Origin of the sequence: Agrococcus sp. TSP3-2-1, from assembly GCF_049897585.1 — a bacterium.
Taxonomy (GTDB): domain Bacteria; phylum Actinomycetota; class Actinomycetes; order Actinomycetales; family Microbacteriaceae; genus Agrococcus.
Genome location: NZ_JAFCWN010000001.1, coordinates 343511 through 368551, shown reverse-complemented (window position 1 = coordinate 368551; position 25041 = coordinate 343511). Strand labels below are relative to the sequence as shown.

Below are 25041 nucleotides of genomic sequence, written 5' to 3'. Positions count from 1 at the left end.
CAGCGCTGTGGGATTCCACAAACGTCTGGCATGCGGGCCCGTCTAGAGTGGCATCCGTGACCCACGAGACGCCGGCTTCGAACGCCATGACGACGACCGCCGCACGGATCGAGGACCTCCGCCGCCGCCACGGCGAGGCGGTGGTCGCCAAGGAGGCCAGGGCCAAGGATCGCCAGGGGGCGAAGGGCAAGAAGACCGCTCGCGAGCGCATCGAGCAGTTCGTCGACCCCGGCTCGTTCGTCGAGTTCGACGCCTACGTGCGGCACCGCACGACCGCGTTCGGCATGGACGGCAACCGGCCCTACGGCGACGCGGTCGTGACCGGCATCGGCACCGTCCACGGTCGCCGGGTCGCGGTCTACTCGCAGGACTTCACGACGTTCGGCGGTTCGCTCGGCGAGGTCGCGGGCGAGAAGATCATCAAGATCCAGGACTACGCGATGAAGGTCGGCGTGCCGATCGTGGGCATGCTCGACTCGGGCGGCGCGCGCATCCAGGAGGGCGTCGTCGCCCTCGGCAAGTACGGCGAGATCTTCAAGCGCAACACCGCCGCATCCGGGGTCATCCCGCAGATCTCGATCGTGATGGGCCCCGCGGCCGGCGGTGCCGTCTACTCCCCCGCGCTCACCGACTTCGTCGTCATGGTCGACAAGTCGAGCCACATGTTCGTCACCGGACCCGACGTCATCAAGACCGTCACGGGCGAGGAGGTCGGGTTCGAGGAGCTCGGCGGCGGCCGCACCCACAACACCGTCTCGGGCGTGAGCCACTACCTCGCCGCCGACGAGGACGACGCGCTCGACTACGTGCGCGCGCTGCTCGCCTACCTGCCCGACAACAACCAGTCGGAGGTGCCCGCCTACGACCACACCGCCGAGCGGGTCGTGAACGACTCCGACCGCCGCCTCGACACCATCATCCCCGACTCCCCGAACCAGCCCTACGACGTGCTCGGGATCATCGAGACGATCATGGACGACCGCGAGTTCCTCGAGGTGCAGCCGCTCTACGCGCCGAACATCGTCATCGGCTTCGGCCGGCTCGAGGGCCGCACGATCGGCGTGATCGCCAACCAGCCGAACCAGATGGCCGGCACCCTCAACATCGAGGCGGGCGAGAAGGCCGCGCGCTTCGTGCGCTTCTGCGACTCGTTCTCCATCCCGATCCTCACGGTCGTCGACGTGCCGGGCTACTTGCCCGGCACCGACCAGGAGTGGTCGGGCGTCATCCGCCGCGGCGCGAAGCTGCTCTACGCCTATGCCGAGGCGACCGTGCCGATGGTGACGGTCATCACCCGCAAGGCCTACGGCGGCGCGTACATCGTCATGGGCTCGAAGCAGCTCGGCGCCGACGTCAACATCGCCTGGCCGTCGGCCGAGATCGCGGTGATGGGCGGCCAGGGCGCCGTCAACATCCTCTACCGCAACGAGATCAAGCAGGCTGAGGCCGACGGGCACGACGTCGCCGAGGTGCGGTCGCGGCTCGCGAGCGAGTACACCTACAACGTCGCGTCGCCGTTCCTCGCGGCCGAGCGCGGAGAGCTCGACGGCATCATCGAGCCGGCCGAGACCCGCGTCATGGTGACGCGCGCCTTCCGGGCGCTGCGCACGAAGCGCGTGCACCGACCCGAGAAGAAGCACGGGAACATCCCGCTGTGAGCGACGCATCCGAGCCCGTCATGGCCATCGTCGCGGGCTCGCCGACGCCCGAGGAGCAAGCCGCCGTCGAGGCGGCGCTCACCGGGATGGCGGCGGAGTGGGCAGAGACGAAGCACCGCCGCGTGCTCGACAGCGAGAGCGAGTGGCAGTCGAAGTCGCGGCTCGCCGACGGCCGGCGCTGGCAGCAGGACTGACGCGGGCTCAGCCGCCGGGCGCCGCGTCGGGCGCGCTCGCCTCGGCGACCGGCGCGTCGCGATCCGCCTGCTCCGCGCGGAGCCGCGGCAGCAGCGCGTCCTCGAGCAGCGCGACGCGCTGCATCGCGCCGGGCGCGCTGATGTGGTGCGGGTCGGCCCACGTGTAGACGCCGCCCGCGATGAGCGGGCACGCGCGGCGCTCGACGTCGCAGTACCAGCCCAGCGTGTCGACGAGGTCGCCGCCGCCGGCCGAGATCGTCTCGACCATGCGCTCGTGGCGCCGCAGCTCCTCGTCGTCGAGCGGCGCGATGCACGTCGCGAGGTCGCCGTCGGTCGCGACGGCGTCGATGCACGCCTGCATCTCGGCGAAGGGCGGCGCGCTGTCGAGCCACACGGAGCGCACGCCGATCGCGTCGAGCTGCCGCATGAGGTCGATCGTGCCCTCGGCGAGGCGCCGCCCGACGTCGGCGCCGAGGTGGCGGTAGCCGTCGCCGACCCACCACGCGCCGTAGGTGATCACGACGAGGTCGGGCTTGCGCTCGGCGGCGAGCCCGAGCACGAGCGCGATGTGCTCGTCGCACGCCGCCGCATCCTCGCCGAGCTCGCGCGCGACCACCGGAGCGCTCGAGAACGGGCACAGCTCGCGGCCGAGCAGCTGCACGTCGGCGTGCCCCGCGAGCGCGGCGCGCACGCCGGGGGCGAGCGCGACCGCTTGCGAGTCGCCGACGAGCCACGCCTCGCGGCCGTGCGTCGCGGGCGGCGCCGGGTAGCGGCACGCGTCGAGCTCGGGCTCCTCGACCGTCGAGCACTCGTCGACGAGCCACTCGGACGACTGGCCCGCCTCCCCCGAGACCGCGCCGCGCATCGGCGCGGTCGGCGTCGACACCGATTGCGCGACCCACTCCTGCAGCTGCTCGGGCGACTCGGGCTGCGGAGCCGCGGCCGCCTGCGTCGCGATCGCGCGCTCCTGGATGCCTGGCGCGATCGCGATGGCGACGGCCGCCGCGGTCGCGACCGCGGGCAGCAGCGGCACGAGCCGTGGCACCGATCGTGACTCGCGCTGCCGCGGCCGGCTCGCGAGCGCGATGAGCCTCGTCGAGCCCCAAGCGAGTGCGATCGACAGCGCGAGCACGAGGGCGCCCGGCACGAGCCCGACGCCATCGCCCTGCGCCGGGTCGAGGGCCACGAGCCCCTTGAGCACCGGCCAGTGCCATAGGTAGAGCCCGTAGGAGATGCCGCCGAGCCAGACGAGCGGCCGCCAGGAGAGCGCCCGGCCGACCAGCCCCGACTCGGCGCCGTGCCCGGCGAGCAGCACGAGCAGCGCACCGGTGACGGGCCACAGCGTCACGGCGCCGGGCTGCGCGAGGTGCTGCGGCAGCATGCCCGCGGTGAGCACGAGCGCGATGCCGACGACACCCATGACGGCGCGCGCGACGGCCGAGAGCGGGATGCGCGTGAGCACGAGGGCGGCGAAGCCGCCGAGCGCGAGCTCCCACGATCGCGCGAGCGTGTCGTAGTAGGCGGGCACGGGATCGATCGCGATCTGGTGGTTGGCATAGACGAACGACGCGACGGCGGCCACGCCGAGCAGCGCCCCCGCGATCGTGCGCGCCCGCCGGGCCGCCCCGTCGCCGAGCGCGAAGGCGAGCATCCCGACGAGCACGATGCACAGCGCCGTCCACTGCCCCTGCACGCTCATCGCCCAGAAGTGCTGGAACTCCGACTTCGCGAGGCCGGCGCCGAGGTAGTCGGTCGCGGTCGACGCGAGCCGCTCGTTCATGCGGTACGTCGCAGCCGCCGAGATGTCGTGCGCGACCCGGTTGAGCAGCAGCGGGCCGGAAGCGACGAGGGCGATGGAGCCGGCGACGACGAGCACGATGCCCGCCATCGGGAAGAGCCGCTTCCCCTGCCGCCACAGCGCCGCGATCACGCCCATCCGGCCGCTGCGCTCGATCTCGCCGATGAGGCTCGACGCGAGCAGGAAGCCGCCGATGGCGAAGAAGACGTCGACGCCGCCCGAGACGTTGCCGAACCAGATGTGCGAGGTCGCCACGAGCAGCGACGCGAGCGCGCGCAGACCCTGGAGGTCGTGGCGTCGGGGGCTCGAGTGCGCAGTCATGGTCGGTGGGGATCCCTCGCGGCTCGCCGGGGCATCCGACCGGCCATCGTACCGTCGAGGCTTGCCGAGACCCCGGGCCGCGGGCGGATTCCCAGGTAGCCCGTCGCTACCATCCCGCTATGGCGAGGCTCCGCAGGGCGAAGCCCGGCACGGATGCGGGCATCCGGCGCCGTCGATCGGGGCGCGGCTGGGCGTACGTGCACGACGACGGCCGGCGAGTCTCGGCCGAGGACCGCGAGCGGGCCGAGTCGCTCGCGGTGCCACCGGCCTGGACGGACGTGTGGATCGCTGCCGACCCGAGAGCGCACATCCAGGCGATCGGCGTCGACGACGCGAGCCGCACGCAGTACCGCTACCACCCGGAGTGGCGCGAGCGCCGCGATCGGGTCAAGCACGAGCGCGCGCTCGACCTCGCCGAGTCGCTGCCCGCGATGCGGCGCCGGGTCACGCGCGACCTCGCGCTCGAGGGGCTGCCGCGCGAGCGCGTGCTCGCCGCCGCCCTCCGCATGCTCGACGCCGTCGCGATCCGCGCGGGCGGCGACACCTACGCCGAGGAGCGCGGCACGCGCGGGCTCATGACCCTGCTGTGCCGGCACGCGAAGGTCACCGGCGACGCGGTGCGGCTGCGGTTCCCCGCGAAGTCCGGCCAGCGCTTCGACGTGACGATCGAGGATGCGGCGCTCGCGCGCTGCGTCGAGCAGCTGCTGACGCGCCGCTCCGGCCGCTCGCGGCTGCTCGCGTGGCGCGACGACGAGGGGGCGCACGCCCTCCGCGACGCCGACCTCAACGCGGCCGTGCGGGAGGCGACGGGCGGCGAGTTCACGGCGAAGGACTTCCGCACGCTGCACGGCACCCTCGTCGCGGCCGAGTCGCTCGCGCAAGCGCGCGACGTCGCGACGAAGACGGCGCGGAACCGCGCGGTCCGCGAGGCGATCAAGGCGGTCTCGGAAGCGCTCGGCAACACCCCATCGGTCGCGAAGTCGAGCTACATCGACCCCGAGGTCTTCGCCCGCTTCGAGCAGGGCGCGACGATGGGGCTCAAGGGCTCGCGCGAGCGCGCGCTGCTCGACCTGCTGCGCTGAGCTCGCTGAGACAGCTGAGCCGGCTCACCGCCGCAGGCGGTACCGTCTGCAGATGCACGCGATCGTCTCCGGAGCCGGCGTCGCCGGGCTGGCCCTCGCGGGCCGGCTCGCGCTCGACGGCTGGAGCGTCGACGTGCTCGAGCGCGCGCCCGCGCCCCGCCGCGCCGGCTACCTCGTCGACTTCTTCGGCCTGGGCTTCGACGCCGCCGATCGCCTCGGCCTGCTGCCGGCGCTGCGCGAGCGCGCGGAGTGCTACCCCGAGGTGCGTGCGGTCGACTCGACAGGCCGAGTGCGCGCGCGGCTGCCGATCTCGGTCGTCGAGCAAGCGGCGGGCGGCCGCTACCTGACCATCCTGCGGCCGCAGATCGTCGAGGCGCTGCTCGCGGCGCTCCCCGACGGCGTGCGGATGCGCTGGGGCGCGCAGGTCGAGACGGTCCGCGACGAGGGCGGCCGGGTGAGCGTGCTGCTCTCGAGCGGCGAGCGGCTCGAGGGCGACCTGCTCGTCGGCGCCGACGGGGTCGGCTCGCGCGTGCGGCAGCTCGCGTGGGGGCCGCACGAGCGCTTCGTGCGGCCGGTCGGCGACCTCATCGCTGCGGCGTGGACGGGCGACGATCCCGAGCTCGCGGCCGATCTGGGCGGCCGCGTCGCGATGCAGGTCGAGCTCGACCGGCAGCTCGTCGTCGCGCCGCTCGGCACGACGGACGTCACCGGCTTCGCGGTGCTGCGTGGCGTGGCGGAGCGCGATGCGCGCGCCGCGGTGATCGGCATGGGCGTGCTCGGCCGCCGCGCGGTGCGGAGCGCCACCGAGCCGTACCTCGACCGGGTGGCGCAGACCGTCGTCGAGCCGTGGGTGCGCGGCCGCGTCGTGCTGCTGGGCGATGCTGCCGGCGCCGTCTCGCTGCTCGCCGGTCAAGGGGCGTCGATGGCGATCGCGGGCGCCGAGCGGCTCGCGGAGGAGCTCGCGTTCGCGCGGCACGCGACGGACGTCGCGCACGGGCTCGCCGCCTTCGAGCGCGAGTGGCGGCCGGTCGTCGAGCGCGAGCAGGCGCGCGGCCGACGGCTGGCCGCGGCCTTCGCACCGCACTCGCGCATCGAGCTCGAGACGCAGAAGGCGATGTGGCGCGCGACGGCGATCCCGGGCGTCGCGCACGTCGTGGCGCGGGCGGCCGGCGGCGTCGCGAAGGGCGGCTGACGACGTGTCGTCGTGGTCGAGCGCGCACTGCCGCTGCCACGACTCCGGCCGAGGGATGCCGAGCCCGAAGAGGCAGCCGACGAGCTGCCCGTGGTGCTGCGCCTCGTGCTCGAGGAGCGCCCGCCACCCCGTGCACAACGCAAGCCGCTCGGACCGATCCGGCGGCGGATGCCGGCTCGGCGCCGGATCAGACGCGGATCAGCGTTCCGGGGCTTGCGTTGTGCACGGGCAGCGGCGCGAGGCGCCGCTCGTCGGTCAGCGGCGGAAGGAGGCCACCGCCTCGACGTGGTGGGTGTGCGGGAACAGGTCGAACGCCTCGAGCGAGTCGACGCTCCAGCCGCGCTCCGCGAGCAGCTTCGCGTCGCGCGCGAGCGCGACCGGGTCGCACGCGACGTAGACGATCTGCGCCGGCTCGAGCGCGACGAGCTGCTCGACGACCTCGCGGCCCGCGCCGGCGCGCGGCGGGTCGAGCACGACGACGCCGCGCGAGAGCCGCTCGCGCTCGGTCTTGCTCGCCCTCTTCGCGAGCTCGCGCAGCCAGCGGTCGACGCGGCCCGTCTCGGCGCTCGCGCCGAGCCACTCGGCGAGGTTCTCGCTCGCGTGGTCGGTCGCGATCTCGTCGGCCTCGACGCTCGTCACACGCGTCCGCTCCCCCAGCACCTCGGCGATCGTCGCCGCGAACAGGCCGACGCCGCCGTAGAGGTCGAGCGACCAGCCCGCCGCGTCGACCGCGTCGGCGTCGATCGCGCGACGCACCGCATCCGTCAGCACGCCGGGCGCCTCGCGGTGCACCTGCCAGAAGCCCGAGCGGTCGAGCGCGAACTCGCGCCCGCCGACCGTCTCGACGATCGTGTCGGTGCGGCCTCGCTCGGGCGCGCCCTCCATCGCGATGACGTCGACCTCGTCGCCGTGCTGCACGTAGTCGACGGCGGTGACGTGCGGCAGTCGCTGGTCGAGCTGGGCGGAGAGGCGGATGCCCTCGGTCGCGAGCGGCAGGTCGGCCACCGGCACGACCTCGTGGCTGCGGGGCGCGAACGGGCCCTGGCGGCCGCGGTCGTCGACGTGGAGCCGCACGCGCGTGCGCCAACCGAGGCCGCCGCGCTCGTCGTCGCCGGGCGCCGCCGCGACCGGCACCTCGCGCGCCATGCCTCCGGTGCGCTCGAGCGCGTCCTCGATGACGCGCTGCTTGAGCTCTCGCTGCCGCGGGAGCGCGATGTGGCCGAACTCGGCGCCGCCGGCCCGCTCGAGCGGGGCGCGCTCGATGGATGCCTCGTCCCACACGTGCGGGACGCGGTCGGGCGACGCCGACACGACCTCGAGCGCGACCGCGGTCGCGAACGACTTCTTCACCTCGACGACCTGCGCGCGCACCGTCTCGCCGGGCATCGTGTCGGGCACGAAGACGACCCGCCCGCGCTCATCGGAGTCGGTGCGGTGGCGGCCGACGAAGCGGCCTCCGTGCGCGACGTTGTCGATCGTCAGCTCGACGATCCGGCCCTCTGCGATGTCCTGCGGCATGGCTCCATCCTCCCGCATCCTCGCGGCCGGACGGCTCAGCCGAGCGAGCGCAGCGTGCTCGCGATCGCCTCGGCGCTGCGCTCGAGCGCCGCGCGCTCCGCATCCTCCATCGGCACCTCGAGCACGCGCTCGACCCCGCCGCGGCCGAGCACCGACGGCAGCGAGAGCGCGACATCGCGAAGCCCGAGCTCACCCCGCAGCACGCTCGAGACGGGCAGCACCGCGCGCTCGTCGCGCAGGATGGCCTCGACGATGCGGGCGGTCGAGACGCCGATCGCGCTCGAGGTCGCGCCCTTGCCCTCGATGATGCGGTACGCGGCGTGCATGACCTCGTCGGCGATGCGGTCGAGCTCTGGCAGCGGGAAGCGCAGCTCGCCGCCCTCGCGCCACTCGCGCACGAGCACCGGGCCGATCTTCGCGCGCGACCAGAGCGGGAACTCGCTGTCGCCGTGCTCGCCGACGATGAGCGCGTGCACGCTGCGCGGGTGCACCCCGACGAGCTCCGAGAGGCGCCAGCGCAGCCGCGACGTGTCGAGGACCGTCCCCGACGAGAGCACTCGCGCGCCGTCGAGGCCGCTCTCGCGCTGGGCGACGACGGTGAGCACGTCGCACGGGTTCGTCACGATGAGCAGGATGGCGTCGGGCGCGTGCTCGCGGATGCCCGGCACGAGCGCGCGCACGATGTCGGCGTTGCGGGCGGCGAGCGCGAGCCTCGGCTCGCCGGGCTGCTGCTTGGCGCCCGCGGTGATGACGACGACGTCGCTGCCGGCGATGACGCGGAGGTCGCTGCCGCCCTCGACGCGCCTGGCGGCGAGGAACGGCATCGCGTGGGCGAGGTCGAGCACCTCTGCCTCGACCTTCGCCGCGGCGAGGTCGTGCAGCGCCACGACGTCGGCCGAGCCGCGGATGAGCGCGGCGTAGGCGATCGCGACGCCCACGCCGCCCGCGCCGATGATGGACAGCTTCGTCGGTCGGCTCTGCTCCATGGCTCGACGCTAGGGGAGCCGCCCGCTCGCGCGCCACTGCCGCAGCGCCGATCGCCCGGCGCCGAGGCTCAGCCGCCGATGCGAGGATCGACGCGTGCAGCTCATCCTCGCCTCCGCCTCCCCCGCCCGGCTCGCGCTCCTGCGGCAAGCGGGGATCGAGCCGATCGTGCGGCCGACCGACCTCGACGAGGAGCTGCTCATCGCTGCGCACGAGGCGGCGCACGGGCCGCTCTCGCCCGAGCGGTACGTGCTCGTGCTCGCGCGCGCGAAGGCCGAGGCGCTCCTCGACGAGGACCCGCTCGACGACTTCGACGGGCTCGTGCTCGGCGGCGACTCGTCGCTCGAGCTCGACGGCGCGATGCTCGGCAAGCCGCACTCGCCCGAGCGCGCGCGGGAGCGGTGGCTCGCCCAGCGCGGCCGATCGGCGACGCTCCACTCCGGGCACTGGCTGCTGCGCGTGCGGTTCGGCGAGGTGATCCGCTCTGCGGGCCGGGCGACGGCGACGAGCCTCGACTTCGCCGCCGACATCGACGAGGCCGAGATCGACGCCTACGTCGCGACGGGCGAGCCGCTCGAGGTCGCGGGCGCGTTCACGATCGACGGCCGGGGCGCCGCGTTCATCGACCGCATCGACGGCGACCCCTCGACGGTCGTCGGCATGAGCATCCCGGCGCTGCGGCGCCTCGCGCGCGAGCTGGGCGTCGCCTGGCCGGCGCTCACGGGCGGCTGAGATGCCGCCGGGACGCGCGATGTGGGTGTGGATGCACGAGGCCGCGCCGCCCGACCCGGCCGCCGTCGCAGCCTTCGCCGTGCAGCAGCGCGTCACCGAGGCATTCGTCAGCGTGCCGTGGGGCGGGCCGACGCCGACGACCCAGCAGCAGGTCGCGGCGCTCCGCGGCGAGGGCGTGCGCGTCTCGGCCCTCGGCGGCGACCCGTCGTGGACGACGGGCGACGACGCGGTCACGTGGATGCGGCGAGCGACCGCGGCGCTCCTCTTCCAAGGCGTGCACCTCGACATCGAGCCGTGGACGCGGCGCGACTGGCCCAGCCGGGAGCGCGCGCTGCTCGAGGGGCTCGCGCGCACCGTGCGGGACGTCGCCGCGCGGACGAGCCTGCCCGTCGAGATCGACCTCGCGCCGTGGCTCGCACAGGCGCATCCGCGCCAGTTCCGCGACGTCGTCGCCCGCGCCGACGCCGTCACGCTCATGGCGTACCGCGACCGCGCATCCGACATCCTCGCGTCGAGCGCGTGGGCGCGGCGCGCGATCGCCGGTACCCGCCGGCCCTACCGGATCGGCGTCGAGACCGGCGCCGTGGCCGAGCCCGAGCCGACCGCCGCCCAGACCTTCGCCGACGACGGCCGCGCCGTGCTGGAGCGCGAGCTCGCGGAGGTGGCCGCGCGCCTCGCCGGCGACGACCGCTTCGCGGGCATCGCCGTGCACGACGTCGAGAGCTGGCTCGCGCTGCGCCCGTGACCGGTCAGGTGCTCTGCTGCGTCGGCACCACGCCGGTCTCGGCGAGCCCGGCATCGGCCTCGAGGTCGACCGCCGCCTCCTCGAACTGCGAGTTGAGCAGCCGCCAGTAGGCGCCGCGGGCGGCGACGAGCTCGTCGTGCGTGCCCTGCTCGACGATCGAGCCCTGCTCCATCACGAGGATGAGGTCGGCGTCGCGGATCGTCGAGAGCCGGTGCGCGATCACGAACGACGTGCGGTCGGTGCGCAGCGCCGCCATCGCGTGCTGCAGCAGCAGCTCGGTGCGCGTGTCGACCGAGGACGTCGCCTCGTCGAGGATGAGGACGCTCGGCTGCGCGAGGAATGCGCGCGCGATCGTCACGAGCTGCTTCTCGCCCGCCGAGAGGTTCGTCGCGTCCTCGTCGATCACGGTGTCGTAGCCCTCGGGCAGCGCGTGCACGAAGCGGTCGACGTACGTCGCGCGAGCAGCCTCGAGGATCTGCTCCTCCGTCGCGTCGGGCCGCCCGTAGGCGATGTTGTCGCGGATCGTGCCGCCGAAGAGCCACGTGTCCTGCAGCACCATCCCCGTCTGCGACCGGAGCGCATCCCTCGTCATCGTGCGCGTGTCGACGCCGTCGAGCAGGATGCGGCCGCCGTCGACCTCGTAGAAGCGCATGAGCAGGTTGACGAGCGTCGTCTTGCCGGCGCCGGTCGGGCCGACGATCGCGACCGTCTGGCCCGGCTCGACCTCGAGCGAGAGGTCGTCGATGAGCGGCTTGTCGGGCGAGTACGAGAAGCGCACGCGCTCGAACGAGACGCGGCCCGAGCCGGGCGCCGGGGTCGCGCCGCCCTCGTCGGGCTCCTCCTCCTCGGCGTCGAGCAGCTCGAAGACCCGCTCGGCGCTCGCGACGCCCGACTGCACCATCGTGACCGTCTGGCCGATCTGGCCGAGGTTCTGCGAGAACTGCTGCGAGTACTGGATGAACGCCTGCACGTCGCCGACGAGGATCTGCCCGGCGGCGACGAAGAGCCCGCCCGCGACGGCGACGAGCACGTAGCCGATGTTGCCGACGAAGGTCATGAGCGGGAAGACGAGCCCCGAGATGAACTGCGCCTTGAACGCCGCGTCGAAGACGCCGTCGTTCTCCTCCTCGAAGCGCGCACGCACCGCTTGCTCGCGGCCGAAGACCTTGACGAGCGCGTGGCCCGTGAAGGCCTCCTCGACGATCGCGTTCATGCGGCCCGTGCGGCGCCACTGCTCCTTGAACAGGCCCTGCGCCGGGCCCATCACGGCGCCGAGGATGATGCCCGTGAGCGGCACCGCGATGAGCGCGATGAGCGCGAGCCAGACGTTGATCGTCAGCATCATGACGAGCACGCCGACGACGCTCAGGATGCCCGTGACGATCTGCGACATCGTCTGCGAGACCGTCTGCGACACGTTGTCGAGGTCGTTCGTCACGCGCGAGAGGAGCTCGCCGCGCTGCGTGCGGTCGTAGTACGCGAGCGGGAGGCGGTGCACCTTCTCCTCGACGTCGCGCCGCAGCCCCTGCACGGTGCGCTGCACGACCCGGTTGACGACGAAGCCCTGCAGCCACTGGAAGAGGCTGCCGGCGAGGTAGACGCCGAGCACGACGAGCAGGATGCCGCCGAGCCGCTCGAAGTCGATGCCCGCACCGGGCACGAGGTCGGGCATGCGCTCGATCATGTTGGCGAAGTCGTCCTGGCCGTCGGCGCGGAGCCCCTCGACGACCTGCGCCTGGGTCGCGCCCGGCGGCATCTGCCGCTGCACGAGCCCCTGCACGATGACGTTCGTCGCCTCGCCGAGGATGCGCGGGCCGAGCACGACGAGCACGACGCCGATCGAGCCGAGCGCGAACACGAGCGCGAGCAGCCAGCGGTAGGGGTGCATGAGCCGCAGCAGCCGCAGCGCCGAGGCGCCGAACGACTTGGCCTTGCCGGGCGGCGGCTCCCAATCGCCGGCGCCGATGCGCGCGGCCTCGGCCTGCTCGGCCTCGAGCCGCTCCTCCTCGGTGAGCTCGGGCTCCGGCCTCGCCGGTCGCTCCTTCTTCACGCGCGCCATCTCAGGCCTCCACTGCCATCTGCGACTCGACGATCTCGCGGTAGGTGTCATTGCCCGCGAGCAGCTCCTCGTGCGTGCCGGATCCCACCACCCGACCGCGCTCGAGCACGACGATCCGGTCGGCGTCGACGATCGTCGAGACCCGCTGGGCGACGACGATCTGGGTGGTCTCGCCCACCGCGTCCCGCAGCGCCGCCCGCAGGCGCGCATCCGTCGTGAGGTCGAGCGCCGAGAACGAGTCGTCGAAGACGAGCACGTCGGGCTCGGCGACGAGCGCGCGGGCGATCGAGAGCCGCTGCCGCTGACCGCCCGAGACGTTCGTGCCGCCCTGCGCGATGCGCGACTCGAGCTGCTTCGGCATCTGCTGCACGAAGCCCGCCGCCTGCGCGATCTCGAGCGCGCGCCACAGCTGCTCGTCGGTCGCGGCCTCGTTGCCGTAGCGGAGGTTCGAGGCGACCGTGCCGGCGAAGAGGTAGGGGCGCTGCGGCACGAGCGCGATGCCGCGCCAGAGCGCCTCGGCGTCGAGCTCGCGCACGTCGACGCCGCCGACGAGCACCGCGCCGCCCGTCGCGTCGAAGAGCCGCGGGATGAGGTTCACGAGCGTCGTCTTGCCCGCGCCGGTCGAGCCGATGATCGCGAGGGTCTCGCCGGGCTCGGCGCGCAGGCTCACGCCGTCGATGACGGGGTGGTCTGCACCCGGGTAGCGGAAGACGACATCGCGCAGCTCGACGGTGCCGGGCGAGACCTGCTCGCGGCCGTCGACGACGCGCTCGATCGTCGGCTCGGTCTCGAGCACCTCGCCGATGCGCCGGGCCGAGACCGCGGCCCTCGGGATCATGATCGTCATGAAGGTGGCCATGAGCACGCCCATGAGGATCTGCATGAGGTACTGCAGGAAGGCCATCATCGTGCCGATCTCGAGCTCGCCCCGATCGACGAGCCCCGCGCCGAACCAGATGACGGCGACGCTCGAGACCTCGACGATGAGCATGATGACCGGGAACATCAGCACGAAGAGGTTGCCGGTGCGGATCATGGCGTCGGTGACGTCGTCGTTCGCGACCGCGAAGCGCGCCTTCTCCCGCCGCTCCTGCACGAACGCGCGGATGACGCGGATGCCCGTGAGCTGCTCGCGCAGCACCTTGTTGATGCGGTCGATGCGCTCCTGCAGCTGCCGGAAGATCGGCACGAGGCGCGAGACGAGGAAGCCGAGCACGACGAGCATGAGCGGCACCGAGACCGCGATGAGCCACGAGAGGGTCGCATCCGCCCGGATCGCCATGATGACGCCGCCGATCGCCATCATCGGCGCCGACAGCAGCATCGTGCACGACATGAGGATGAGCATCTGCACCTGCTGCACGTCGTTCGTGTTGCGGGTGATGAGGCTCGCGGCGCCGAAGCGCTGCACGTCCTGCTCGCTGAAGTCGCCGACCTTGCCGAAGAGGTCGGCGCGCAGGTCGCGGCCCGCGCGCATCGCGAGCCGCGCGCCGAAGAGGATCGCGAGCACGTTGGCGGCGACCTGCCCGAGGCTCAGCGCGAGCATGAGCACGCCGAGCCGCCAGACGGTGTCGGTGTCGCCGCGCAGCACGCCCTCGTCGATGATGTCGGCGTTGATCGTCGGCAGCATGAGCGTGAGCACCGACTGCACGAACTGGAACAGCACGACGAGCAGGAGCGACAGCATCGAGGGCCGCACGTAGCGGACGATGAGCTTCCACAGCATGGGTCAGGCCTCCACGGGCTCGAGGGCGGATGCGTCGGGTCGGCGCCCCGGCGCGGGCTCGGCACCGGACTCGGCACCCGGGGCGGCGACGATGCCGTGCAGGAGCACCTGCATGATGTCGTCGACCGATGACACGGGCTCGTCCTCGCCCCAGCTCGCGGCCGCGGCCCACGCGAGCGCGCGCAGCACCTCGGCCGCGACGAGCGGCGTGACGCGCAGGTCGTGCGCGAACGGCTCGAAGCGCGCGGCGATCCAGCGCTTCGAGCGCTCGAAGTCGTCGCGGCGCTCTGCCGCGACCCGCTGGGCGATGGGGCCGAGCGCCATCACGAGCCCGAACATGAACCGCATCCGCTCGACGAGCACGGGCACGAGGGTCGCCACGAGCTCGGCGACCGAGTCGGCGCGCAGGTCGAGATCGGGCTCGGCGTCGGTCATGTGGTGCTCGACGAGCGCGGCGAGCAGCGACTCCTTGTCGCCGAACGCCTTGAAGAGCGTGCCCTCGGCGACGCCCGCCGCGTCGGCGAGCTGCCGCGACGTGATCGCGGCACCGAGCTCGAGCACGGCGGGCGTGACGGCGTCGATGATCTGCGCGCGCCGGTCGTCAGCGCTCAAGCGAGGTGGGGGCGACACGACGATCAGCGTAGATGAGTGAGCACTCACTCACAAGCGGCACCCAGCGGGCGCTTCAGATGCCGGGGCGCCGCCTCCGGTCGCGCTGCCACGCCTCCGCGGAGCGGGCGATCGCGCCTTGCGCGGTCTCGAGCAGCTCGTGCGCGAGCGCGCTCCAATCGGTGCTGCCGACGGTGCTCGGGGGTCGCTCCCCGACCCCGCGCCGCGCGTCATGCTCCGCTGCGTCGAACGCGTGCGTCGCGCGCCGCACGGCGTCGCGGTAGGCGGCGAACTCGCCGGGCGCCATGCGGGTCCCGAGGCTCGCGGGCCGCAGCTCGAGCGCGCGCCGCTGCTCGCGCAGGAACTCCTGCAGCGCCGGGCTCGACGCGTCGGTCATGGTCGGGTAGTCGATCGCCTTGGCCGGGTCGGTCTCGTACGCGATCCAGCGCGCCGTCAGGCGATCGTGCTCGTCTCGCAGCCGCGCGAGCGGCATCGCCTCGAGCGGCGCCCGGCTCGCGGGCAGGGTCGCGCGCGCCGCGTGCACCGACGCCCGCCTGGCCTTGAGGTCGGCGACCGCGACCTTCACCGCGCGCTCAGCGGCTTGCGCGCGCCGCTTCGACTCGAGCACCGCGCCGAGGCCCACGCGGCCGGCGGACTGCTCCGCCTGCGTCCGCAGCAGCTCGGCGCGCGCGACCTTGAGGTCTGCGCGCGAGCGCGTCACGGCATCCGTCGCCTGTCGCACGTCGTGCATCGCGGCGTCGAGCTCGAGCCGACGGCCGGCCGGGCGGCCGCGCCGCACGCCGACGACGCCGAGGGCGCCCGCACCCGCGCCGGCGGGAGCGATCCACCACCACTCGGCCACGAGCGCCAGCACGACGGGATCCACGGCTCCATGCTAGGTGCGCCGGGCGGTCGGGCACAGGGCTTGGGGGCAGAGATGCAGCGCCGCGCTCGAGCGCGGCGCGCGGCTCGACAGCCCCCGCGCGACTCGACCCCGTGCGGGCGACTCGACCGCTTGCGCGCGACTCGACCCCTCCGCGCAGCACGCGGGTCCCGCGGCCCGACTGTGGGAATCCGCAACCGAACCCGGCATTCCTGTGTGGCGTGCGCACGCATCCGCCATGTCCTCCCGCTTAGGCTCTAGAACCATGCGCCGCATCACCAAGGTCCTCATCGCCAATCGCGGCGAGATCGCCGTCCGCATCATCCGGGCGGCGCGCGACGCCGGCATCGGCTCGGTCGCGGTCTACGCCGAGCCCGACCGCGATGCGCAGCACGCGCAGCTCGCCGACGAGGCCTTCGCGCTGCACGGCTCGACGAGCGCCGAGAGCTACCTCGTGATCGACAAGCTGCTCTCGGTCGCGCGCCGCTCGGGCGCCGACGCCGTGCACCCCGGCTACGGCTTCCTCGCCGAGAACGCCGACTTCGCACGCGCCGTCATCGATGCCGGGCTCATCTGGATCGGCCCGAGCCCCGACGCGATCGAGCAGCTCGGCGACAAGGTCTCCGCCCGCCACATCGCCGAGTCGGTCGGCGCGCCGCTCGCGCCCGGCACGATCAACCCCGTCGCCGGCGCTGCCGAGGTGCTCGAGTTCGTCGACGTGCACGGGCTGCCGGTCGCGATCAAGGCGGCCTTCGGCGGCGGCGGCCGCGGCCTCAAGGTCGCCCGCACCCGCGAGGAGGTCGAGGAGCAGTTCGACTCGGCGACGCGCGAGGCGGTCGCGGCGTTCGGCCGCGGCGAGTGCTTCGTCGAGAAGTACCTCGACAAGCCCCGCCACGTCGAGACGCAGTGCCTCGCCGACGCGCACGGCGACGTCGTCGTCGTCTCGACGCGCGACTGCTCGCTGCAGCGCCGCCACCAGAAGCTCGTCGAGGAGGCGCCCGCGCCGTTCATCACCGCCGAGCAGGATGCCGAGCTGCGCCGCGCGTCGAAGGCGATCCTCCGCGCCGCCGGCTATGTCGGGGCCGGCACGTGCGAGTTCCTCATCGGCGCCGACGGCACGATCTCGTTCCTCGAGGTCAACACGCGCCTCCAGGTGGAGCACCCCGTCTCGGAGGAGGTCACCGGCATCGACCTCGTGCGCGAGCAGTTCCGCATCGCCGAGGGCGAGGCGCTCGGCTACGACGACCCCGAGGTGCGCGGCCACTCGATCGAGTTCCGCATCAACGGCGAGGACGCCGGCAGCGGCTTCATCCCCCAGCCCGGCCCCGTGCGGGTGTTCCGCGCCCCGAGCGGCCCCGGCATCCGCATCGACTCCGGCGTCGTCGCCGGCGACGTCATCGGCGGCAACTTCGACTCGATGCTCGCGAAGCTCATCGTCACCGGCCGCGACCGCGCCGAGGCCCTCTCCCGCGCTCGCCGCGCGCTCGCGGAGTTCGAGGTCGAGGGGCTCCCGACGGTGCTGCCCTTCCACCGCCGCATCGTCGACCACCCGGCGTTCGCGCCCGAGGGCGACGCGCCCTTCTCGATCTACACGTCGTGGATCGAGACGGAGTTCGAGAACGACATCCCCGCGTGGGGCGGCGAGCCGTCGGAGCTCGGCGGCCCGGAGCCGCGCCGCACGGTCGTCGTCGAGGCGGACGGCAAGCGCATCGCGGTGTCGATGCCGAAGCGCCTCTTCTCCGACACGAAGGACGCGAAGGGCCCCGCGCCCCGGCGGATGCGGACGGTGCTCGCGGGCGGCGTCGGCTCCGGCATCATCGTCTCGCCCATGCAGGCGACGGTCGTGAAGGCGGCCGTCGCCGAGGGCGACCGCGTCGTCGCGGGCGACCTGCTCGTCGTGCTCGAGGCGATGAAGATGGAGCAGCCGCTCTCCTCCCCCGTCGACGGCGTCGTGACGGCGATCGACGCGCCGGTGGGCGCGACCGTCCCCTCGGGCCACCGCCTCGTGTCGATCACGCCCAACGACGCCTGACCCGCGGAACCCGCGCGCACCCGAGCAGTCGACGCGTTCTGCAGGTGATCCGGGCCGACGGAGGGACGATTCCCCTCGAGTCGGTCAGATCGCCTGCGAAGCGCTTCATGCCGCTGCTGCAGCGGCGTCGTCGCCGCCGTCGCTGCGGCCGGGGCGGCGGCGATGGCGGTCGCGTCGCACGACGTCGAGCAGCGTCGCCTCCGTGCGCGGCCACTCGTGGATGACGTCCTCGTAGGCGAAGCGCAGCACGGTGCCGCCGCGCAGCTGCAGCTCGCGGTCTATCCGCCGGTCGCGCGGGAAGTCGTCGACCCGCGTGTGGTGCTCGCGGCCGTCGAGCTCGACCCACAGCGCGTCGCCGAGCAGGAAGTCGCGGGGCCCGAGGCCGGGCACCTCGACCTGCGTCCGCACGCGCAGCCCGATCGAGCGGCAGCGGTAGCGGAAGATGCTCTCGAGTCCCGAGCCCGCGCCGGCATCGAGGAGCGACGCGAGCAGCCGGCCTCGCTCGCTCCCCTCCAGCAGCCGCCGCAACCACGGCAGGGTGCAGCGTCGCTCGTGGAGGCACGCGTCGAGCACGGCGAGCGCGAGCTCGGTCGGCTGGCACTCGACGACATGCAGCAGCACGTCCGCGAGCGGCTGCCGCGCGAGCTCCGGGGCCCGGGTGCGCCCGCGCCAGTGCAGCGCGACCTCCGGATCATCGATCGCGGCCGGCGCTCCGCGCTCCCTGGGGTTCAGTCGCGAGCCGTTGCCCGGCACCGCGACGTGCAGGCGGCCGTCCTCGAGGGTCCAGATGCCCATCGCGCTCGTCGCCGAGATGCACGTGAGCTGCCCGCGCATGCGTACGGCCTGCACGAGCCGGGGGTCGGCATCCGGGACCGCGACCCACGCCCGACGCACGGCGACGAGCGTGCCGGCACGGCGAGCGTCGAGCACAGCCGGCCGGCCGAAGCCGCGAGCGCGCAGCTGCGCGAGCGACGCCACGCCGCCCAGCGCGCGCACCGCATCCTGGATCGCCACGTGCGCGATCGTGCCGCCTCACCCGGTGCGTCGTCGGCGCCTCGTCCAGCGTCTGGGGAGAAGGGCATCCCCACCCGCAGCCTCCCGCCGTCGTTTCGCAGGCGATCGAGGCGGTCCGAGGGGAATGCTCCCTCGCCCTGGCGGGATCGCCTGCGAAACGGTGAGCGGCGCGGCGCGGCGCGCGGGGCCCGGCTCAGGGCTCGAGCTGCTCCTGCGCGACGTGCATCGAGCGGGCGACGTCGGTGACCGAGCCCGAGAGCGACGGGTAGACGGCCCATGCGCGCGCGAACTGGTCGACCGTGAGGCGCTGCTCGATCGCGAGCGAGAGCGGCAGGATGAGCTCGGATGCGCGGGGCGCGACGACCACGCCGCCCACGATCGTGCCGAGGTCGGTGCCGGCGATGAGCTTGACGAAGCCGTCCTGCACGCCCTGCATCTTCGCCCGCGGGTTGTGGCTGAGCGGGAGCTTCACGATGCGCGCCTCGCGCTCACCCGCGTCGATCGACGCCTGCTGCCAGCCGACGGTCGCGATCTCGGGGTAGGTGAAGATGTTGGACGCGACGTTGCGGAGCGTGATGGGACGCACCTCGTCGCCGAGCGCGTGGAAGATCGCCGTGCGCCCCTGCACCGAGGCGACCGACGCGAGCGGGAAGAACGCGGTGCAGTCGCCGGCGGCGTAGATGTGCGGCACGGAGGTGCGCGCGACGCGGTTGACGCGGATGTGGCCCGACTCGGTCGTCTGCACGCCCGCGGCGTCGAGGCCGATCCGCTCGGTGTTCGGCACCGCGCCGACGGCCATGAGGCAGTGGCTGCCGCGGATCTCGCGACCGTCGGAGAGCGTCACGACGACCTCGTCGCCGTCGCGCACGACGCTCGTCGCGCGCTGCTTGTTGAGCACGTGCATGCCGCCGCGACGGAAGACCTCCTCGATGACGTCGGCCGCGTCGGTGTCCTCGCCCGGCAGCACGCGCTCGCGGCTCGAGACGAGCGTCACCTCGGAGCCGAGCAGCCGGTAGGCGGAGGCGAACTCGGCACCCGTGACGCCCGAGCCGACGACGATGAGGTGGGAGGGCATCTCCTTGAGGTCGTAGAGCTCGGTCCACGTGAGGATGCGCTCGCCGTCGGGCTGGGCGCTCGGCAGCACGCGCGGGCGCGCGCCCACCGAGACGACCGCGGTGTCGAGCTCGAACGAGTCGAAGTCCTTCGCGTTCGCGCCCCCGGTCGAGACGGCCACGGTCGTCGGGCTCGTGAAGCGGCCCTCGCCCTCGACGACCTGCACGCCGAGGCTCTCGAGCGTCTGGCGCATGTCGTCGGACTGGCTGTGCGCGAGCTTCCGGATGCGCTTGTTGAGCTTCGTGAAGTTGACCGCGACCTCGGGGCGCAGCGGGCGGCCGCGATCGCCGCGCGCGAAGAACTGCACGCCGAGCTCGTCGGCCTGCTCGATCGCGGCGGCCGACTCGGCCGAGGCGATGAGCGTCTTCGAGGGCACGACGTCGGTGAGCACCGCGCTGCCGCCGACGCCGGCGCGCTCGATGAGCGTCACCTCCGCGCCGAGCTGGGCTCCCGCGAGCGCCGCCTCGTAGCCGCCCGGTCCGCCGCCGATGATCACCACGCGCTGCTTGCGCTCGAATGCACTCACGTGCTCCATCATCCCGCATCCGCGCGCGGTGGAGCTCAAAGCCGAGGGCCTTTCGGCCCTCGGCCGCGACCCCAGCGCCGGGCGCCGTCCCCGGGGCCCGGAAAGTGGCCGAAGCGCTCAGCCCGCCCGGCGCTCATGGATCGCCGTCGACAGCGCGCGGCCGTTGACCTCGGCGTACAGCACGCCCTCGGTCACCGAGATCGTCATCGACGTGCGGCGCGCGACAGCGTCGGCGACCGCGTCGACGAATCCGGGGTCGAACGAGACGAGCCGCACGTCCTCGGGTCGGTGGATGCGCTTCCCGGCCCAGCGGGCGGCGACCCTCTCGGGGTCGCGATGCGTGTAGACCGCGCAGCGATCCGCCGCCATGCTGCCGCGGTGCACGCGCTCGGCCTCGGGGGCGCCGATCTCGATCCAGGCGACGAGCGCGCCGGTGCGGTCGCGCACGAGCACCGCCGGCTCGTCGCCGCCCGAGAGCCCGTCGCCGAACCCGATCCCCTCCTCGTGCTCGAGGCACAGCGCGAGCACGCGCGTCACCATGAACGCCGCGGTCTCGGAGGGGTGCTGCGCGACCTTGAGCGAGAGCTCCTCGTAGACGCCGCGGTCGACGTCGGAGAGCTGCACCTCGAAGGTGTGGACGGTCGCGCCGATGGCCATGGTGACCCAGCCTACGGGCGGGCCGCGAGCGAGCGCGCCGACGTGCGCGGGCCTCCGTCGCCCCTAGAGTGGGCGCCATGACGCACCCGCTCGATGCCCCCGCAGACCCGCGCGAGGTCGCGCGCCAGGCCGCCGACGACATCCGCCGCATCACCGGCGTCGAGTCGCACGACATCGCCCTCACGCTCGGCTCCGGCTGGGCTCGCGCGGCCGACCTGCTCGGCGAGACGACCCACACGATCGCCGCGACCGAGATGACCGGCTTCTCGAAGCCCGCGCTCGAGGGGCACGTCGGCACGATCCGCTCCGTGCTGACCGACGACGGCCGCCGCGCGCTCGTCATCGGCGCCCGCACGCACTACTACGAGGGTCACGGCGTGCGCCGCGTCGTCCACTCCGTCCGCACCGCCGCCGCGGCAGGCGCATCCGTCATGGTGCTCACGAACGGCGCGGGCGGCATCAAGCCGAGCTGGACGCCGGGCCAGCCCGTGCTCATCAGCGACCACATCAACCTCACGGCCGACTCGCCGCTCGAGGGCGCGACGTTCGTCGACCTCACCGACCTCTACTCGCCGCGCCTGCGCGACATCGCGCGCGAGGTCGACGGCAGCCTCGACGAGGGCGTCTACGTGCAGTTCCGCGGCCCGCACTACGAGACGCCCGCCGAGGTGCAGATGGCGAAGGCGATCGGCGGCCACGTCTGCGGCATGTCGACGGCGCTCGAGGCGATCGCCGCGCGCGAGGCCGGCATGGAGGTGCTCGGGCTCAGCCTCATCACCAACCTCGCGGCGGGCATCCAGACGACGCCCCTCTCGCACGAGGAGGTCATCGAGGCCGGCCGCGAGGCCGAGGGCCGCATCTCGCGCCTGCTCGCCGACGTCGTCGCCGCGATCGGCGCCCGAGCATGAGCCTCGACGCCGCGCGCGCGTGGGCCGCCGCCGATCCCGACCCCGAGATGCGGGCAGAGCTCGAGGCGACGATCGCCGCCGCCGAGGCGGGCGACGCCGCCGCGATGACCGAGGTGACGGATGCGTTCCGCGGGCGCCTGCAGTTCGGCACGGCGGGCCTGCGTGGCCGGATCGCCCCGGGGCCGAACCGCATGAACACCGTCGTCGTGCAGCAGGCCTCCGCGGGGCTCGCCCGCTACCTCGTCGACCGAGAGCCCTACCCCTCGGTCGTGATCGGCTGGGACGGGCGGCGCGGCTCGGAGCGCTTCGCGCGGGACGCCGCCGAGGTCTTCGCCGGTGCCGGCGTGCGGGCGATCCTGCTGCCGCGGCTGCTGCCCACGCCCGTGACGGCCTTCGCGGTGCGCCACCTCGGCGCGAGCGCCGGCGTCATGGTGACCGCGAGCCACAACCCGCCCGCCGACAACGGCTACAAGGTCTACCTCGGCGGCGCCGACGAGGGCAGCCAGATCGTGCCGCCCGCCGACGCCGAGATCGCCGCCCGCATCGTCGAGGCGGCCGCGGTGCCGGTGACCGAGTACCCGCGGGGCGAGCCGGAGGTCGCGGGCGAGGGCGTCTGGGAGTCGTACGTCACGGCGACGGCGGCGATCGGCCAGCCCGATCAGGGCATGCCGGGCGCCGGCGGCCCGAAGGTCGTCTACACGCCGCTCCACGGCGTCGGTCTCGAGACGGTGCGCGCGGTGCTCGACGCCGCGGGCTTCCCGCCCGTGACGGTCGTGCCCGAGCAGGCCGAGCCCGACGGCGCGTTCCCGACCGTCGACTTCCCGAATCCCGAGGAGCCGGGCGCGCTCGACCTCGCGATGGCGCTCGCCACCGCGGAGGGGGCCGAGCTGATCGTCGCGAACGACCCCGACGCCGACCGGCTCGCGGTCGCGGTGCCGGATGCGTCGGCGCCGGCCGGCTGGCGGATGCTCACGGGCAACGAGGTGGGCCTGCTGCTCGGCTGGGACGCGGCCCGCGCCGCGCGCGGACACGGCGCGCTCGCCGCCTCGATCGTCTCCTCCCCCGGGCTCGGCGTCATCGCGGCGGCGCACGGGCTCGAGTTCGTGCAGACGCTCACGGGCTTCAAGTGGGTCTCGCGCGTGCCGGGCCTCGTCTACGGCTACGAGGAGGCGCTCGGCTACCTCGTCAACCCCGGCACCGTGCGCGACAAGGACGGCATCTCGGCGCTCGTGCGCATCCTCACGCTCGCGAGCGAGCTGCACGAGCGCGGTTCGTCGCTCGCCGAGGAGCTGCTCGCGCTCGCCGCGGAGTTCGGCGCGTTCGAGTCCGGTCAGGTGAGCGTGCGCGTCACCGACCTCGCGCGCATCCCCGCGCTCATGGCGGCGCTGCGCGCGGCGCCGCCGACCGAGCTCGCGGGCGCGGCAGTCGTCGCGGCCGATGACCTCGCGCTGCCCGAGCACGGCGGGATCGGCGACATCCTGCGCTTCACGCTCGACGACGGGTCTCGCGTCATGGTGCGCCCGAGCGGCACCGAGCCGAAGCTCAAGGTCTACATCGACGCGACCTCGACCGCCGGGCCGCCCGCGGCGCGCGTGCGCGCGGCGCGGGTGCGGGTCGCGGCGATCGCCGACGCCGTGCGGCCGCTGCTGGCGCGCTGGAGCTGAAGCCGGAGACCCTTTCGGGTCTCCGGCGCGACGCCAGCGCCCCGGCCCGTCCCGGGCCGGGGTTCCCTACCGGCGCAGCGCCGCGATCGCGTCGTCGCGCGTCGCCGCGCGCGCGATCGCCTCGGCGACGCCCTCGCCGTCGAGCGCGTTCGCGAGCTCCGCGAGCATCCGCAAGTGGCGCTTGGGGCTCGTCGCCGCCAGCCCGATGACGACCCGCACCGGATCGTGGTGCGGGTGGCCGAACGCGACGGGCTCGTCGAGCACGACGATCGCGAGCGCGTCGCGGCGCACGACCGCGCTCGGCCGCGCGTGCGGCACGGCCACGCCCGGCGCGACGACGCAGTAGGGGCCGGCCTGCTCGATCTGCTGCACGAGCTCCTCGACGTACGCGCGACCGACCGCTCGCGCGGTCACGAGGTCGACCCCCGCGGCGCGCACGGCGGCGCGCCAGTCGGCGGCGTGCACCCCGGGAGAGAAGGTCGCCTCGTCGAGCGGCAGCGTCATCGGAGGTCGTCGAAGCCGTCGGCGATCTCGTCGGCGAGCTCCTCCCGCTCCTCGAGCGAGCAGAAGGCGCCGGCGACGGCGTTCTGCGTGACCTCCTCGAGGTCGTCGAGATCCCAGTCGAACGCCTCGACGAGCAGGCCCATCTCGCGCGTGAGCGTCGTGCCCGACTGCAGGCGGTTGTCGGGGTTGACGGTGACGGCGAAGCCGAGCTGCAGCAGCAGGTCGATCGGGTGGTCCTCGAGCGAGTCGCCCCACTGCGCGATCGTGCCGGTCTGCAGGTTGGAGCTCGGGCTCAGCTCGAGCGGGATCCGGCGGTCCTTCACCCACTCCGCGAGCTCGCCGAGCCGCACGACGATCGCGTCATCGCGCTCCTGCTCGACCTCGATGTCCTCGGCGATGCGCGTGCCGTGCCCGAGCCGCAGCGCGCGGCCGGCGAAGAGCGCGTCCTCGATGCTCGCGAGGCCGTCGCCCTCGCCCGCGTGCACCGTCGCGGGGAAGTGCGCCTTCGCGAGCCGGTCGAACGCCGACGCGAGCCGCGACGGCGGGAAGCCCGCCTCGGGGCCGGCGATGTCGAAGCCGACGGCGCCCTTGTCGCGGTGCCGGAGCGCGAGCTCGGCGATCTCGTCCGCGCGGTCGAGGTGCCGCATGGCGCTGATGAGCTGGCCGATGCGGATGCCGCGGCCGTGCGTCTCGACGAGGTCGATCGCCTCCTCGATGCCCGCCTGCACAGCCTCGACCGCCTGGTCGAGCGAGAGGCCGCGCTGCAGGTGCTGCTCGGGTGCCCAGCGGATCTCGCCGTAGACGACGCCGTCCTCCGCGAGGTCGAGCACGAACTCCTTCGCGACGCGGTGCAGCCCGTGCTCGGTCTGCATGACGGCGGTCGTGATGTCGAAGGTCTTGAGGTACTCCGGGAGCGAGCCGGAGTTCGACTGCGCGGCGAACCACTCGGCGAGCGCGTCGGCGTCGCTCGCCGGCAGCTCGAGGCCGATCTCGTCGGCGAGCTCGAGCACCGTCTGCGGCCGGAGCCCCCCGTCGAGGTGGTCGTGCAGGCTGACCTTGGGCAGCGTCTGGATGTCGACGCCGTCGACCTCGTACCGGCTCATTCCGCCTCCGTCATCGGGG

At 73.7% G+C, this 25041-nt stretch carries 21 protein-coding genes; 9 read left to right on the top strand and 12 right to left on the bottom strand.

Annotation, left to right across the window (positions count from 1 at the left end):
* The first annotated feature begins 86 nt into the window (after positions 1 to 86).
* On the top strand, positions 87 to 1658 hold the full coding sequence (locus tag ACP7BI_RS01875) for an acyl-CoA carboxylase subunit beta (RefSeq protein ID WP_425843547.1): 1572 nt from the start codon (positions 87 to 89) through the stop codon (positions 1656 to 1658).
* On the top strand, positions 1655 to 1852 hold the full coding sequence (locus ACP7BI_RS01870; protein WP_425843337.1) for an acyl-CoA carboxylase epsilon subunit: 198 nt from the start codon (positions 1655 to 1657) through the stop codon (positions 1850 to 1852). The genes ACP7BI_RS01875 and ACP7BI_RS01870 overlap by 4 nt, the downstream gene beginning before the upstream one ends.
* Positions 1853 to 1859: 7 nt before the next feature.
* Here the strand turns inward: ACP7BI_RS01870 and ACP7BI_RS01865 are convergent, their stop codons facing one another.
* Entirely contained in the window at positions 1860 to 3971 is a 2112-nt protein-coding gene (locus ACP7BI_RS01865) for an acyltransferase family protein (protein ID WP_425843335.1), read from the bottom strand.
* 119 nt (positions 3972 to 4090) lie between these two features.
* Here ACP7BI_RS01865 and ACP7BI_RS01860 point away from each other — a divergent pair, with 119 nt between their 5' ends.
* Together ACP7BI_RS01860 and ACP7BI_RS01855 are read left to right on the top strand one after the other, a co-directional pair.
* Positions 4091 to 5053: a DNA topoisomerase IB gene (locus ACP7BI_RS01860; RefSeq protein WP_425843333.1), complete on the top strand. Its 963-nt coding sequence runs from the start codon at positions 4091 to 4093 to the stop codon at positions 5051 to 5053.
* Positions 5054 to 5105: 52 nt separating this feature from the next.
* Positions 5106 to 6245 (top strand): FAD-dependent monooxygenase, encoded by a 1140-nt coding sequence (locus tag ACP7BI_RS01855; RefSeq protein ID WP_425843331.1) that lies wholly within the window; start codon positions 5106 to 5108, stop codon positions 6243 to 6245.
* A 255-nt stretch (positions 6246 to 6500) separates the two neighbouring features.
* Here the strand turns inward: ACP7BI_RS01855 and ACP7BI_RS01850 are convergent, their stop codons facing one another.
* Together ACP7BI_RS01850 and ACP7BI_RS01845 are read right to left on the bottom strand one after the other, a co-directional pair.
* Positions 6501 to 7763: a class I SAM-dependent RNA methyltransferase gene (locus ACP7BI_RS01850; protein ID WP_425843329.1), complete on the bottom strand. Its 1263-nt coding sequence runs from the start codon at positions 7761 to 7763 to the stop codon at positions 6501 to 6503.
* A 35-nt stretch (positions 7764 to 7798) separates the two neighbouring features.
* Positions 7799 to 8749: an L-lactate dehydrogenase gene (locus tag ACP7BI_RS01845; protein WP_425843327.1), complete on the bottom strand. Its 951-nt coding sequence runs from the start codon at positions 8747 to 8749 to the stop codon at positions 7799 to 7801.
* Positions 8750 to 8843: 94 nt separating this feature from the next.
* Between ACP7BI_RS01845 and ACP7BI_RS01840 the strand changes: the two genes are divergently transcribed.
* Both ACP7BI_RS01840 and ACP7BI_RS01835 read left to right on the top strand, forming a co-directional pair.
* Positions 8844 to 9479: a Maf family protein gene (locus tag ACP7BI_RS01840; protein WP_425843325.1), complete on the top strand. Its 636-nt coding sequence runs from the start codon at positions 8844 to 8846 to the stop codon at positions 9477 to 9479.
* Position 9480: 1 nt separating this feature from the next.
* Positions 9481 to 10224 carry a hypothetical protein gene (locus ACP7BI_RS01835; RefSeq protein ID WP_425843323.1) on the top strand — a complete coding sequence of 248 codons (744 nt, stop codon included), beginning with the start codon at positions 9481 to 9483 and terminating at the stop codon, positions 10222 to 10224.
* 4 nt (positions 10225 to 10228) lie between these two features.
* On the opposite strand, the gene ACP7BI_RS01830 is transcribed toward ACP7BI_RS01835, so the two are convergent.
* Genes ACP7BI_RS01830 through ACP7BI_RS01815 form a run of 4 tightly spaced genes read right to left on the bottom strand, consistent with a single transcriptional unit; the run spans position 10229 to position 15504 of the window.
* Positions 10229 to 12283, bottom strand: a complete 2055-nt coding sequence (locus tag ACP7BI_RS01830) for an ABC transporter ATP-binding protein (protein ID WP_425843321.1) — start codon at positions 12281 to 12283, stop codon at positions 10229 to 10231.
* Between the two features lies 1 nt (position 12284).
* The gene (locus ACP7BI_RS01825) at positions 12285 to 14009 is read right to left on the bottom strand and encodes an ABC transporter ATP-binding protein (RefSeq protein WP_425843319.1); all 1725 of its coding nucleotides are present in this window, start codon (positions 14007 to 14009) and stop codon (positions 12285 to 12287) included.
* A 3-nt stretch (positions 14010 to 14012) separates the two neighbouring features.
* Entirely contained in the window at positions 14013 to 14639 is a 627-nt protein-coding gene (locus ACP7BI_RS01820) for a TetR/AcrR family transcriptional regulator (protein ID WP_425843317.1), read from the bottom strand.
* A 55-nt stretch (positions 14640 to 14694) separates the two neighbouring features.
* Positions 14695 to 15504, bottom strand: coding sequence for a hypothetical protein (locus ACP7BI_RS01815; protein ID WP_425843315.1), 810 nt, complete (start codon positions 15502 to 15504; stop codon positions 14695 to 14697).
* 262 nt (positions 15505 to 15766) lie between these two features.
* Here ACP7BI_RS01815 and ACP7BI_RS01810 point away from each other — a divergent pair, with 262 nt between their 5' ends.
* Positions 15767 to 17533, top strand: coding sequence for an acetyl/propionyl/methylcrotonyl-CoA carboxylase subunit alpha (locus ACP7BI_RS01810; RefSeq protein ID WP_425843313.1), 1767 nt, complete (start codon positions 15767 to 15769; stop codon positions 17531 to 17533).
* Positions 17534 to 17638: 105 nt separating this feature from the next.
* Here the strand turns inward: ACP7BI_RS01810 and ACP7BI_RS01805 are convergent, their stop codons facing one another.
* From ACP7BI_RS01805 to ACP7BI_RS01795, 3 genes are all read right to left on the bottom strand, one after another.
* Positions 17639 to 18547 carry a hypothetical protein gene (locus tag ACP7BI_RS01805; protein WP_425843311.1) on the bottom strand — a complete coding sequence of 303 codons (909 nt, stop codon included), beginning with the start codon at positions 18545 to 18547 and terminating at the stop codon, positions 17639 to 17641.
* Between the two features lie 193 nt (positions 18548 to 18740).
* The gene (locus tag ACP7BI_RS01800; protein WP_425843546.1) at positions 18741 to 20195 is read right to left on the bottom strand and encodes an NAD(P)H-quinone dehydrogenase; all 1455 of its coding nucleotides are present in this window, start codon (positions 20193 to 20195) and stop codon (positions 18741 to 18743) included.
* Between the two features lie 108 nt (positions 20196 to 20303).
* On the bottom strand, positions 20304 to 20843 hold the full coding sequence (locus tag ACP7BI_RS01795; RefSeq protein ID WP_425843309.1) for a YaeQ family protein: 540 nt from the start codon (positions 20841 to 20843) through the stop codon (positions 20304 to 20306).
* Between the two features lie 77 nt (positions 20844 to 20920).
* On the opposite strand from ACP7BI_RS01795, the gene ACP7BI_RS01790 reads away from it, so the two are divergent.
* Positions 20921 to 21751 (top strand): purine-nucleoside phosphorylase, encoded by an 831-nt coding sequence (locus ACP7BI_RS01790; protein ID WP_425843307.1) that lies wholly within the window; start codon positions 20921 to 20923, stop codon positions 21749 to 21751.
* On the top strand, positions 21748 to 23415 hold the full coding sequence (locus tag ACP7BI_RS01785; protein WP_425843305.1) for a phospho-sugar mutase: 1668 nt from the start codon (positions 21748 to 21750) through the stop codon (positions 23413 to 23415). Before ACP7BI_RS01790 ends, ACP7BI_RS01785 begins: the two co-directional genes overlap by 4 nt.
* Positions 23416 to 23481: 66 nt before the next feature.
* On the opposite strand, the gene ACP7BI_RS01780 is transcribed toward ACP7BI_RS01785, so the two are convergent.
* Both ACP7BI_RS01780 and ACP7BI_RS01775 read right to left on the bottom strand, forming a co-directional pair.
* Positions 23482 to 23919: a PTS sugar transporter subunit IIA gene (locus ACP7BI_RS01780; RefSeq protein WP_425843303.1), complete on the bottom strand. Its 438-nt coding sequence runs from the start codon at positions 23917 to 23919 to the stop codon at positions 23482 to 23484.
* Positions 23916 to 25022, bottom strand: a complete 1107-nt coding sequence (locus ACP7BI_RS01775; RefSeq protein ID WP_425843301.1) for an adenosine deaminase — start codon at positions 25020 to 25022, stop codon at positions 23916 to 23918. The genes ACP7BI_RS01780 and ACP7BI_RS01775 overlap by 4 nt, the downstream gene beginning before the upstream one ends.
* Positions 25023 to 25041: the final 19 nt, after the last annotated feature.

Excerpts from the sequence above, each read along its gene's own strand:
- ACP7BI_RS01855 (WP_425843331.1), top strand. The coding sequence starts at position 5,106 with ATGCACGCGATCGTCTCCGGAGCCGGCGTCGCCGGGCTGGCCCTCGCG.
- ACP7BI_RS01785 (WP_425843305.1), top strand. The coding sequence starts at position 21,748 with ATGAGCCTCGACGCCGCGCGCGCGTGGGCCGCCGCCGATCCCGACCCC.
- ACP7BI_RS01780 (WP_425843303.1), bottom strand. The coding sequence starts at position 23,919 with ATGACGCTGCCGCTCGACGAGGCGACCTTCTCTCCCGGGGTGCACGCC.
- ACP7BI_RS01775 (WP_425843301.1), bottom strand. The coding sequence starts at position 25,022 with ATGAGCCGGTACGAGGTCGACGGCGTCGACATCCAGACGCTGCCCAAG.
- ACP7BI_RS01865 (WP_425843335.1), bottom strand. The coding sequence starts at position 3,971 with ATGACTGCGCACTCGAGCCCCCGACGCCACGACCTCCAGGGTCTGCGC.
- ACP7BI_RS01850 (WP_425843329.1), bottom strand. The coding sequence starts at position 7,763 with ATGCCGCAGGACATCGCAGAGGGCCGGATCGTCGAGCTGACGATCGAC.
- ACP7BI_RS01810 (WP_425843313.1), top strand. The coding sequence starts at position 15,767 with ATGCGCCGCATCACCAAGGTCCTCATCGCCAATCGCGGCGAGATCGCC.
- ACP7BI_RS01860 (WP_425843333.1), top strand. The coding sequence starts at position 4,091 with ATGGCGAGGCTCCGCAGGGCGAAGCCCGGCACGGATGCGGGCATCCGG.
- ACP7BI_RS01795 (WP_425843309.1), bottom strand. The coding sequence starts at position 20,843 with ATGGCCATCGGCGCGACCGTCCACACCTTCGAGGTGCAGCTCTCCGAC.
- ACP7BI_RS01875 (WP_425843547.1), top strand. The coding sequence starts at position 87 with ATGACGACGACCGCCGCACGGATCGAGGACCTCCGCCGCCGCCACGGC.
- ACP7BI_RS01845 (WP_425843327.1), bottom strand. The coding sequence starts at position 8,749 with ATGGAGCAGAGCCGACCGACGAAGCTGTCCATCATCGGCGCGGGCGGC.
- ACP7BI_RS01790 (WP_425843307.1), top strand. The coding sequence starts at position 20,921 with ATGACGCACCCGCTCGATGCCCCCGCAGACCCGCGCGAGGTCGCGCGC.
- ACP7BI_RS01825 (WP_425843319.1), bottom strand. The coding sequence starts at position 14,009 with ATGCTGTGGAAGCTCATCGTCCGCTACGTGCGGCCCTCGATGCTGTCG.
- ACP7BI_RS01835 (WP_425843323.1), top strand. The coding sequence starts at position 9,481 with ATGCCGCCGGGACGCGCGATGTGGGTGTGGATGCACGAGGCCGCGCCG.
- ACP7BI_RS01800 (WP_425843546.1), bottom strand. The coding sequence starts at position 20,195 with ATGGAGCACGTGAGTGCATTCGAGCGCAAGCAGCGCGTGGTGATCATC.
- ACP7BI_RS01830 (WP_425843321.1), bottom strand. The coding sequence starts at position 12,283 with ATGGCGCGCGTGAAGAAGGAGCGACCGGCGAGGCCGGAGCCCGAGCTC.